This is a genomic window from Isoptericola sp. NPDC060257, assembly GCF_042726645.1.
GTDB classification, from domain to species: Bacteria; Actinomycetota; Actinomycetes; order Actinomycetales; family Cellulomonadaceae; genus Isoptericola; species Isoptericola nanjingensis.
Genome location: NZ_JBHXAW010000155.1, coordinates 1 through 10,475, shown reverse-complemented (window position 1 = coordinate 10,475; position 10,475 = coordinate 1). Strand labels below are relative to the sequence as shown.

Annotated in this window: 9 protein-coding genes and 1 tRNA gene; 7 read left to right on the top strand and 3 right to left on the bottom strand. The window is 72.1% G+C overall.

What is annotated here, in order from left to right; genetic code table 11:
• Positions 1-45: 45 nt before the first annotated feature.
• Both ACFWEK_RS13455 and ACFWEK_RS13450 read right to left on the bottom strand, forming a co-directional pair.
• Positions 46-822 (bottom strand): hypothetical protein, encoded by a 777-nt coding sequence (locus ACFWEK_RS13455; RefSeq protein WP_430554367.1) that lies wholly within the window; start codon positions 820-822, stop codon positions 46-48.
• A gap of 426 nt (positions 823-1,248) precedes the next feature.
• The gene (locus ACFWEK_RS13450) at positions 1,249-2,220 is read right to left on the bottom strand and encodes a helix-turn-helix transcriptional regulator (RefSeq protein ID WP_430544864.1); all 972 of its coding nucleotides are present in this window, start codon (positions 2,218-2,220) and stop codon (positions 1,249-1,251) included.
• A gap of 62 nt (positions 2,221-2,282) precedes the next feature.
• Between ACFWEK_RS13450 and ACFWEK_RS13445 the strand changes: the two genes are divergently transcribed.
• Positions 2,283-3,395 carry an epoxide hydrolase family protein gene (locus ACFWEK_RS13445; RefSeq protein WP_430544863.1) on the top strand — a complete coding sequence of 371 codons (1,113 nt, stop codon included), beginning with the start codon at positions 2,283-2,285 and terminating at the stop codon, positions 3,393-3,395.
• Positions 3,396-3,505: 110 nt separating this feature from the next.
• Here the strand turns inward: ACFWEK_RS13445 and ACFWEK_RS13440 are convergent.
• Positions 3,506-3,589, bottom strand: a tRNA-Leu gene (locus ACFWEK_RS13440).
• Between the two features lie 254 nt (positions 3,590-3,843).
• Between ACFWEK_RS13440 and ACFWEK_RS13435 the strand changes: the two genes are divergently transcribed.
• The 6 genes from ACFWEK_RS13435 to ACFWEK_RS13410 form a co-directional block, all read left to right on the top strand.
• On the top strand, positions 3,844-4,563 hold the full coding sequence (locus tag ACFWEK_RS13435; protein ID WP_429762788.1) for an FhaA domain-containing protein: 720 nt from the start codon (positions 3,844-3,846) through the stop codon (positions 4,561-4,563).
• 10 nt (positions 4,564-4,573) lie between these two features.
• Entirely contained in the window at positions 4,574-5,074 is a 501-nt protein-coding gene (locus ACFWEK_RS13430) for an FHA domain-containing protein (protein WP_430544862.1), read from the top strand.
• 7 nt (positions 5,075-5,081) lie between these two features.
• A complete protein-coding gene (locus ACFWEK_RS13425) occupies positions 5,082-6,473 on the top strand; it encodes a Stp1/IreP family PP2C-type Ser/Thr phosphatase (RefSeq protein WP_430554366.1) in 1,392 nt (463 codons plus the stop codon).
• Positions 6,470-8,044 (top strand): FtsW/RodA/SpoVE family cell cycle protein, encoded by a 1,575-nt coding sequence (locus tag ACFWEK_RS13420; protein WP_430544860.1) that lies wholly within the window; start codon positions 6,470-6,472, stop codon positions 8,042-8,044. The genes ACFWEK_RS13425 and ACFWEK_RS13420 overlap by 4 nt, the downstream gene beginning before the upstream one ends.
• Complete coding sequence (locus ACFWEK_RS13415; RefSeq protein WP_430554365.1) at positions 8,041-9,504, top strand: peptidoglycan D,D-transpeptidase FtsI family protein; 1,464 nt, start codon at positions 8,041-8,043, stop codon at positions 9,502-9,504. Before ACFWEK_RS13420 ends, ACFWEK_RS13415 begins: the two co-directional genes overlap by 4 nt.
• The coding region (locus ACFWEK_RS13410) for a serine/threonine-protein kinase (RefSeq protein WP_430554364.1) at positions 9,501-10,475 on the top strand (975 nt) is incomplete at its 3' end. The genes ACFWEK_RS13415 and ACFWEK_RS13410, both read left to right, overlap by 4 nt.

The following is a 10,475-nucleotide window of genomic DNA, read 5'->3' as shown; positions in this document are numbered from 1 at the left end:
GGGACGCCCCCGGGCCGGAGGCCCTTGCTGCAGTGGTGCGACGCGTCAGACCTTCGGGGTCGCGGTGGTCGTGCCGCCCCCGTTGGTCGTGGTCGGGGCGATCGTGACACGGTAGTTGTACTTGTGAGAGGCCGTGAACTTGTAGGTCTTCAGGCCGTACTTGTCCAGGGTGATCGTCTTGCGCGTGTGCCAGCCGGTGGAGTTCTTGTACTGCACCTTCACCTTGGCGTACGAGTACGAGTGCCAGCCGGACGGGGTGTACCTCTTCAGGCCGATCTTGACGGTCTTGTGGCTGCCGCTCGAGGTCACCTGGATGACGTTGCCGTACTTGAGCTTGCCGTCGATCGCGGACTTCATCATGAAGGTGCCGCGGGAGTACGAGGTGTCCTTGAGCGTGACGTCCGGCGTGCTCGAGTTGTAGTCGGTGTCGACCACCACGCGCACGTTCTTCACCGTGAAGGTGCCGCGGCCCCAGGACGACTTCGCCGCGATGTAGGTGTCCAGGCTCTTGTAGTTCTGCGAGGCGACCGAGCCCAGGTCGAGGTTCTTGGCGACGCGAGTGCTGCCGCGGTAGACGTCGGCGGAGATGTCGGCCCACCAGTACGTGCCGTAGCCGCTCAGGTTGCCGAGCTTCACGCTCGTGTGGACGTCGTAGTACTTCGTCGCGGAGTTGGTCCCGGTGCTGCCGTTGGAGGGCGTGACCTTGATCGAGGTCACGTCGATCGCCGGGGCGGTGGCTGCGGTCGCCGGAGCGACGGCGGTGCCGAGCAGGAGCGAGGCCGCCGCCACCGTCGTGACCGCGAGCTTGGACAGGATGCGCATGGGGACCCTTTCGAGGGGAGAGGTGAGCCGCGCGGATCTTATTCAGGTGCCCGTGATATGTGCCCGCCGAAACCACCGCCCGGACCGTCCAGGACCTGCGGTAGCGGATACCGGCGAGCGGCCTCGCCGGCGGGGCGACAGGTCCCGCAGGCCCGGGATCCCGGGCCTCGCGAGGGCTGACCGGTCGGCCGTCGCCTCCCGCCCCGCCCTCCCGTGCGGCACGCGGCGGTCGTCCGAGGCCCGAAGATTTCACCCGCTCAGCCCACGCTCAGCCGCCTCCGCGCGTGCGTAGAGGGCCCCCGTCCAGACAGCCCTGCCCAAGGTCGCCGAGGTGGTCGGCGACCCGATGACCACAGCCTCGGTCGACGAGCCGGAGCGGGCGCACGAGAACGGGGTACGCGAAGCGTGGGGGCACGTGTCCGGCACTCACCGGTCGGGGGTGGGCGGGGTCGACCGCGCGTAGCGCGCGGTCAGACGGCGGAGGTGTGCGACGAGCTCCGGCGGTCCGGTGACGTCGAAGTCCGCGTCGAGCAGTCCCAGGTACGCGCCGAGCGTCTCCACGGTGTCGGCCCCGGTGTCCAGCACGCACGTGTGCTCGTCGACGCGTTCGACGACGCCCACCGCCGGGCTGATCCGCTCGCCCACCACGTCGGCAGGGGCGTGCACGGTGACCCGCGCCCGGTATCTCCAGGCGGCGGCGGAGACCCGGCTCGACACGTACGCCGCGACGTCGTCGGGCAGCTCCCGCGGGGCGAACCGCGGGCCGGTGGGGATGCGCGGCCGCATCCGGTCGACGCGGAAGGTCCGCCAGTCGTCCCGGTCCAGGTCCCACGCGAAGAGGTACCAGCGGCGGCCCCAGCTCACCAGCCGGTACGGCTCGACGGCGCGCACGGTGGCCGCGCCGGAGTGGTCCGCGTAGTCGAACCGGAGCCGCTCGCGGTCGCGGCAGACGGCGGCGAGCGTCGTCAGGACCTCCGTGTCGACGGTCGGTCCCGTGTCGTCGCGGGGCACGGGCACCGTGTAGGCCTGCAGGGCGCCGACCCGGCGGCGCAGCCGGGAGGGCAGCACCTGCTCCAGCTTGGCCAGCGCCCGGAGCGACGCCTCCTCGATCCCCGCGATGGCGCCGCCCGTCGCGGTGCGGAGCCCGACGGTGACCGCGACCGCCTCGTCGTCGTCGAGCAGCAGCGGCGGCAGGTCCGCACCGGCGCCGAGGCGGTAGCCGCCCACGTTCCCGCGCGTGGCCACGACCGGGTAGCCGAGGTCCCGCAGACGCTGGACGTCGGCGCGCACGGTCCGCCCGCTCACCCCGAGCCGCCGGGCCAGCTCGGGACCGGCCCAGTCGCGCGGGAGCTGGAGGAGCGAGAGCAGGCGCAGCAGCCGGGCCGAGGTCTCCAACATGGCCCCAGATTCCCACGCCATGAGGAAGCAGATCTTCCTGATAGGCCGCCAGAGTGGGATCCATGGACATCACCGAGTACCGCATCGACATCCCCCAGGCCGACCTCGATGACCTCGACCAGCGCCTCTCGCGCGTGCGCTGGACCCACGAGCTTCCCGACGGCGGAAGCGACTACGGCGTGTCGCTCGAGTACCTGCAGGGTCTGGTCCGGCGCTGGCGCGAGGAGTACGACTGGCGCGCCTGGGAGGCGCGGCTCAACCGGTACCCGCAGTTCACGACGACCATCGACGGGCAGAACGTGCACTTCATGCACGTCCGCTCTCCCGAGGCGGATGCGACCCCCCTGCTGCTGACGCACGGCTGGCCGACGACGGTCGTCGAGTACCTTGACGTGATCGAGCGCCTGAGCGACCCGCGAGCCCACGGCGGGGACCCGGCCGACGCTTTCCACCTGGTGATCCCGTCGGTGCCCGGCTTCGGCTTCTCGGGCCACACCACCGACCGCGGCTGGAGCCGGTACCGGATCGCGAAGGCGTGGGCCGAGCTGATGCGCCGCCTCGGGTACGAGCAGTACGGCGCGCACGGCAACGACGGCGGCTCCCTCATCTCGCCCGAGGTCGGGCGCTGCGACCCCGAACACGTCCTCGGGGTGCACGTGACCCAGGTCTTCTCGTTCCCCTCCGGCGATCCCGCCGAGCTGGAGAACCTGTCACCGGAGGACCGGAAGAACGTCGAGTTCCTGGCGTGGTGGCTGGAGAACGGCGGTGCGTACGACAAGCTGCAGTCGACCGCCCCGCAGACGCTCTCGCACGCGCTCGCGGACTCGCCGGTGGGACAGCTCGGCTGGAACGCGCAGCTGCTCGGCCCGAACCTCGACCCCGACTACGTGCTCACGAACACGATGATCTACTGGCTCACCAACACGGCGGCGTCGTCCGCGCGTCTCTACTACGAGGACTTCCACGCCACGGACAAGCCGACCGAGCCGACCACCGTGCCGCTGGGGCTGGCCAACTTCGCCTGGGACTTCCACTCCATCCGCGCGTTCGCCGAGCGGGACCACAAGAGCATCGTGTCGTGGAACGTCTACGACACCGGTTCCCACTTCGCGGCGCACGACGCGCCCGACCTGCTGGTCGACGACATTCGCGGGTTCTTCCGCAGGCTCCGCTGAAAGCGTCGGGTCGGCCGCCGACCTCAGAAACGACGGAAGTCCCGGCCGAGTTGAACTCGACCGGGACTTCCCGTCATCTGGGCCCCCGACTTCCCGGGAAACCCCTCACGTGCGCGAGGGGGGAGTTGAACCCCCACGCCCTCTCGGGCACACGGACCTGAACCGTGCGCGTCTGCCTATTCCGCCACTCGCGCGTGCCGCAGAAGATTAGCACGGCGCGGGGGGTGGTCCCCAATCGCCTGGCGAGGGCCTCGCGCACCCCGGAAAGGGCATGGTCCCGCCGCTGGTGGCGAGCGTGGCGGCCGTCACCGCACCGTGACCTGCCGGTCCCGCTTCTGCGCCGAGCGTTCGCAGGAAATCCACACCGCGCGGAGGAGTGGTGCTGCGGCGCTGCCTACGATCTAGATAGTCTGCCCGCGGACGTGTCGGGCCAATGGGAGGAGGTGGCATGGGCGCCCTGGATCGCTTCGAGAAAGGCGTGGAGCGCGTGATGAACAACGCGTTCGCGAAGGTGGGTCGCAACAGCGAGATCAAGCCGGTCGAGCTGGCGAGCCGCCTGCGGCGCGAGATCGACGACCGCGCTGCCGTCGTCGGGCGCGACCGCACGGTCGTGCCGAACGAGTTCACGATCGAGCTGTCGTCCGCGGACTTCTCGCAGATCGACGCCTGGGGCGCGGAGACGATGGCCGACGAGCTGGCCACGAACCTCACCGAGTACGCCGCCTCGCAGCACTACGCCTTCGTCGGCCCGGTCAGCGTGTCCTTCGAGGAGCACGAGGACCTGCCGGGCGGTCGCTTCCAGCTGCGCTCTGCGACCGTGCGCGGCAACGTCGCCCCCGCCACGTCGGCGGCGCCCTCCACCCGCCACCCCCTCATCGACATCGACGGCCAGCGCTACCTGCTCACCGGCCCCGTGACGGTCATCGGCCGCGACGCCGAGGCCGACATCGTCGTCGACGACCCGGGCGTCTCGCGCCGCCACCTGGAGATCCGCGTGACACCGGACGGCGTCGTCGCGACCGACCTCGGCTCCACGAACGGGCTGTTCGTCGAGGGCCACCAGGTGCCCGCGGCCACGCTGCTCGACGGGAACACCCTGACCATCGGCCGTACCCGCATCATGTTCTGGACCGGCAGCGCCTCGGGCCAGCAGAACGAAGGCTGGTGATCCCCCCAGGATGAGTGAGCTGACGATCACCCTGCTGCGGCTGGGCTACCTGGTGCTGCTCTGGGTGTTCGTGCTCTCCGCGATCGCGGTGCTGCGCCGCGACCTGGCACCCCGGGGCGCCCCGCGCGCCTCCAAGTCCGAGCGCCGTCGCGCGGAGGCCGCACCCGCACCCGCCGCGGGCGCCCCGGCCGCCGCAGCACCCGCGCCCGCCCGGCGCGGCGGGCCCACGCGCCTCGTCGTGACGACCGGCCCGCTGGCCGGCACGACCCTTCCGCTGTCCTCGGCGTCGATCCTCATCGGCCGGTCGCCGGGCTGCACCCTCGTGCTCGACGACGACTACTCGTCGTCGCGCCACGCCCGCATCTTCCCGCAGGGCGACCAGTGGTACGTGGAGGACCTCGGGTCGACGAACGGCACCTTCATCGGGGACACCCAGGTGTCGGGACCGCAGCCGCTGGCGCCGGGTGTCGGCGTCCGGATCGGCCAGTCCGTCGTCGAGCTCCAGGGGTGACCGCTCCGTGACCCTCACCCTGCGCTACGCCGCGCGGTCCGACGTCGGGCTCGTGCGGTCCAACAACCAGGACTCCGCGTACGCCGGGCCGCACCTGCTGGCCGTCGCCGACGGCATGGGCGGGCACGCGGGCGGCGACGTCGCGTCGCGCCTCGCGATCGCCGCCCTCGCCCCGCTCGACCGTACGGAGCACGGCCCCGAGGAGGCGCTGACCGACCTCGAGCACACGGTCGAGCGCGCCCGCCAGGACCTGGTGCGCGTCAGCGACGCCGACCCGGAGCTGGTCGGCATGGGCACCACCGTCACCGCCCTGCTGCACACCGGCACCACGCTGGTGATGGCCCATCTCGGCGACTCCCGCGCCTACCTGCTGCGCGACGGCCGCTTGACGCAGGTCACGGTGGACCACACCTTCGTGCAGCACCTGGTGGACACGGGCCGCATCTCGCCGGAGGAGGCGGAGCACCACCCGCAGCGCAACGTCGTCATGCGGGTGCTGGGCGACTTCGACGTCGACCTCACGCCCGACATGTCCGTGCGCGAGGCGCGCGCCGGCGACCGGTGGCTGCTCTGCTCCGACGGGCTGTCCGGGTTCGTCTCGCCCGAGCAGATCACCGAGGTGCTCACCGAGACCGCGGCGCCCGACGAGGCCGCCGACCTGCTGATCACCCTGTCCATGACGGCGGGCAGCACCGACAACATCACCGTCGTCGTCGCCGACGTCGTGGACGACGGCGACGACCCCGTGGCGGAGGGCGCGACGGCGGCCCCGGTCGAGGGCGCGACCGTGCCGCAGGTCGTGGGCGCAGCCGCCACGGGCGAGCTCCCCGCGGTCCTCCAGACGCCGGCCGACGACCCGGACGACGACCCCGCGCCCACCGAGCAGGGCGCGTCCGACGACCCGGACGACCCCGAGGACGACGACGCCGACGACGACGCCAGGCCCGCCCGCAAGCGCCGGCCGTGGATCACGGTGCTCGTGGTGCTCGTGGTGCTCGGCGGCGTCGGGTACGGCCTGTGGCGCGCGTACGGGTGGACGCAGGAGCAGTACTACGTCGGCGTCGCCGACGGCGAGGTCGCGGTCTTCCAGGGCATCCCGGCCAGCGCCGGCCCCCTGACCCTCTCCACCCCGGTGGAGCTCACCGGCACCCCGGTCTCCGACCTGCCGGACTACTGGGCGGACCGCCTCGACGGGTCCATCCGGGCGTCGTCCGAGGCCGAGGCTCGCGAGCGCGCGGACCGGCTCATCGCCGAGGCCGCCCCCGAGCCGACACCGTCTCCGACCCCCTCCGCCAGCCCCTCGAGCTCGCCGTCCCCCTCGAAGAGCACGTCGACCGCGAAGCCCACGAAGCAGCCCACCGACGCCGACAGCAAGGCCGACGGGGGGTCGAAGGGGTGAGCGTCGACGTCGAGACCCCCGCCGGGCGCACGGTCGAGCCCACCGAACGCCGTCCCGCCCGCCTGGCCGAGCTGTTCCTGCTGATCCTCGCCCTGGCCGCGGGCATCAGCGCGTTCGCGATGGTCGGCCGCAGCGTCACGGGCGAGCTGCCCGGCGACTTCTGGGCCGTGAGCCTGCTCCTCACGGGTATCGCCGCGGCGGCGCACGTCGTGCTGCGCCTCCGCGCCCCGTGGGCCGACCAGGTGATCCTGCCCGCCGTGGTGCTGCTCAACGGCCTCGGCCTGGCCATGATCCTGCGGCTCCAGCTCGCGGACACCAAGGGCGCCGACGCCTGGTCGCAGATGATGTACACCGCGCTCGGCGCGGTCATCGCGATCCTCCTCGTCTGGTTCCTGCGCGACCACCGGTGGATCCGCCGCCTCACGTACACGGCGATGCTCGTGGGCCTCGGGCTCGTCGTGCTGCCGCTCCTGCCCGTCATCGGGCGGGAGATCAACGGCGCCCGCATCTGGGTGAACATCGCCGGCTTCTCCCTGCAGCCCGCCGAGTTCGCCAAGATCGCGTTCGCGATCTTCTTCGCCGGGTACCTCGTGACCAACCGCGACACCCTGGCCCTCGCGGGCAAGAAGGTGCTCGGCCTGCAGCTGCCGCGCATCCGCGACCTCGGCCCGATCATCATCGTGTGGGCGGCGTCCCTGGCCGTCCTCGTCTTCGAGCGCGACCTCGGCACCTCGCTGCTGTTCTTCGGCCTGTTCGTCGCGATGCTCTACCTCGCCACCGAGCGGTTCAGCTGGGTGCTCATCGGGCTCGTGCTGTTCGCGGCCGGCGCGCTCGTCGCCGCGAGCGTGTTCCCGCACGTCGGAGCGCGCATGGACGTGTGGCTGCACCCGTTCGACAACGAGCTGTACAACGCGGTCGGCGGGTCCTACCAGATCGTGCAGGGCACGTTCGCGCTGGCCGCGGGCGGCCTGTTCGGCACCGGCTGGGGCGAGGGCTACCCGTACCTCGTGCCGTACGCCTTCTCCGACTTCATCTACTCGTCGCTGGGCGAGGAGCTCGGCCTCACCGGCCTGCTCGCGATCCTGCTGACGTACCTGCTCATCGTGCAGCGCGGCCTGCGCACCGCCATCGCCGTGCGCGACGGCTTCGGCAAGCTGCTGGCCGGCGGTCTCGCGTTCGTCATGGCGCTGCAGCTCTTCGTCGTCGTCGGCGGCATCACGCGCATCATCCCGCTGACCGGCCTGACGCTGCCGTTCATGGCGCAGGGCGGGTCGTCGCTGCTGGCCAACTGGATCGTCATCGCGCTGCTGCTGCGCGTCTCCGACAACGCCAGGCGCCCGTCGGCGCTGCCGATGCGCGGCACGGTCGCGCAGGGCGGCGGCATGCACGACCCCATCGTGGTCGGCGCGCACGACGGGACGACGCCGGGCGGCGGCGTCCCCGTCCGGCGGTCGGCCGCGGACGCGCCGTCGCGCGGGTCGACGCCGTCGCACCCCACCGAGGCGTTCGGCGGGCCGCTCGACCCGCGCCGCGACGATCCCCGAGGAACGACTGGAGGTGAGCACCTGTGAACACGACCCTGCGCCGGCTCGCGAGCGTCGTCATGGTCATGTTCCTGGCGCTCATGGTGTCGACCACGTGGATCCAGTTCTTCCACGCCGACGAGCTGAACAGCGACACCCGCAACATCCGCTCGATCTACGCCGAGTACGGGCGCGCCCGCGGCCCGATCGTCGTCGGCGGCGAGGCCGTCGCGCTGTCCAAGCCCGTCGACGACGAGTTCGGCTACCAGCGCGAGTACACGAACGGCAAGCTCTACTCACCGCTCACCGGCTTCTTCTCTCTCGCGAACGGCACGACGGCGATCGAGCACGCGGAGAACGACTACCTCAACGGTCAGGCCGACGCCCTGTGGGTGGACCGGCTGCAGAACCTCCTCACCGGTCGTGACCCGGAGGGCTCCTCCGTCGAGCTCACCATCGACCCGAAGGCGCAGAAGGCCGCGTGGGACGCCCTGGGCGACCAGGAGGGCGCCGTCGTCGCCCTCGACCCCAAGACGGGCGCCGTCCTCGCGATGGTGTCCAAGCCGTCCTTCGACCCCAACGACCTGGCGTCGCACTCCACCAAGAAGGCCGGGCAGGCGTACACCGACCTGCTCAACGACGACGACGAGCCGCTGGTGAACCGCGCGACGTCCTGGAACCCGCCCCCCGGGTCGACGTTCAAGCTCGTCACGACCGCCGCCGCGCTCGAGAGCGGCCACTACACGCCCGACACGGTGATCGACGCGCCGTCCTCGTACACCCTGACGGGCACGAACACGCAGGTCGGCAACTTCGCAGGCACGTCGTGCGCGTCGTCGGGGAAGATGACGCTGGCCGACGCGCTGCGGATCTCCTGCAACACCGCGTTCCTCGGCCTGGGCGGCGAGCTCGGTGCCGACGCGATGAACGAGCAGGCCGAGAAGTTCGGCGTCGGCAAGCGGTTCGAGGTCCCGTTCTCGACCGCGGCGAGCCAGTACGACCCGGACCCGGACGAGATGAACACGGCGCAGGTCGAGCTGTCCGGCATCGGCCAGGGCAGCGTCGCCACCACGCCGCTGCAGGTCGCGATGATCTCCGCAGCGATCGCGAACGGCGGCGAGGTCATGCAGCCCTTCTCGGTGGACACCGTGCGGGACCCGCAGCTCGAGGTGGTCCGTGAGACCTCGCCGTCGAGCCTCGGCCGCGCCGTCTCGGAGAAGACCGCGGGCCAGCTCACGGACATGATGAAGAGCGTCGTCGAGTCCGGGTCGGGCACGAGCGCCCAGATCCCCGGCGTCACCGTCGCCGGCAAGACCGGCACCGCCCAGCACGGCGACAACTCCCAGCCGCCGCACGTGTGGTTCACCGGCTTCGCGCCGGCGGAGGACCCGCAGGTCGCGGTCGCCGTCGTCGTCAAGAACGGAGGCAAGCTCGGCGGCCAGGCCACCGGCGGCTCCGTCTCCGCACCGATCGCCAAGGCCGTCATGGAAGCGGTGCTGAACGGATGAGGCCGGCCACGGGGCTCGCGCTCGGCGAGCGGTACCGCCTCACGCGCCGTATCGCCATCGGCGGCATGGGCGAGGTCTGGGTGGCCGACGACGGCTACCTGGGCCGCGAGGTCGCGGTGAAGGTGCTCCGTGAGGAGTACACCGGCAACGAGGACTTCCTGCGCCGCCTGCGCACGGAGGCGCGCAACAGCGCCGCCCTGTCCCACCCGAACATCGCGCAGATGTACGACTACGGCGAGCAGGACGGCGCCGGCTTCCTCGTCATGGAGCTGGTGCTGGGCGAGCCTCTGGCCGACCTGCTCGAGCGCGAGCCGGTCGTCGCGCCCCGCAAGCTGCTGCCGATCCTCGCCGCCACGGCGCGGGGTCTGCACCACGCGCACCTGGCCAAGGTGGTGCACCGCGACGTCAAGCCCGGCAACATCCTGCTGGAGCACGGCGGCAGCGTGAAGATCACCGACTTCGGCGTCTCGCTCGCCGCCAACCAGGCCCCCATGACGGCCACCGGCATGGTCATGGGCACGGCGCAGTACCTGTCGCCCGAGCAGGCGGTGGGGCAGCCCGCGACGGCGGCGTCCGACGTCTACGCGCTCGGGGTGGTCGCGTACGAGGCGACGGCGGGCAAGCGCCCGTTCACGGGCTCGACGCCGGTCGACATCGCCGTCGCGCACGTCAACGCGCCGGTCCCGCCGCTGCCCACGCACGTGCACCCGGGGCTCGCGGACGTCATCGGGCGCATGCTCGAGAAGGACCCGTCGCGCCGGCCCGAGTCCGCCGCCGCCCTCGCGGGGGAGCTCGAGTCGCTCGCCCGCGAGATCGCGGAGGATCCGCTCGGCGCCCGGTCCCGGTCCGCGCGGCGCGCCGCGGCGGCGCGCCAGGGCGCCCGCCCGGCCCGTGCCGTCCCCGCGCACGCCGCGCCCACGGCGCCGCGACCCGCCGGGCCTGCCGCTCCGGCCGCCCCCGCCGGCCCTGGG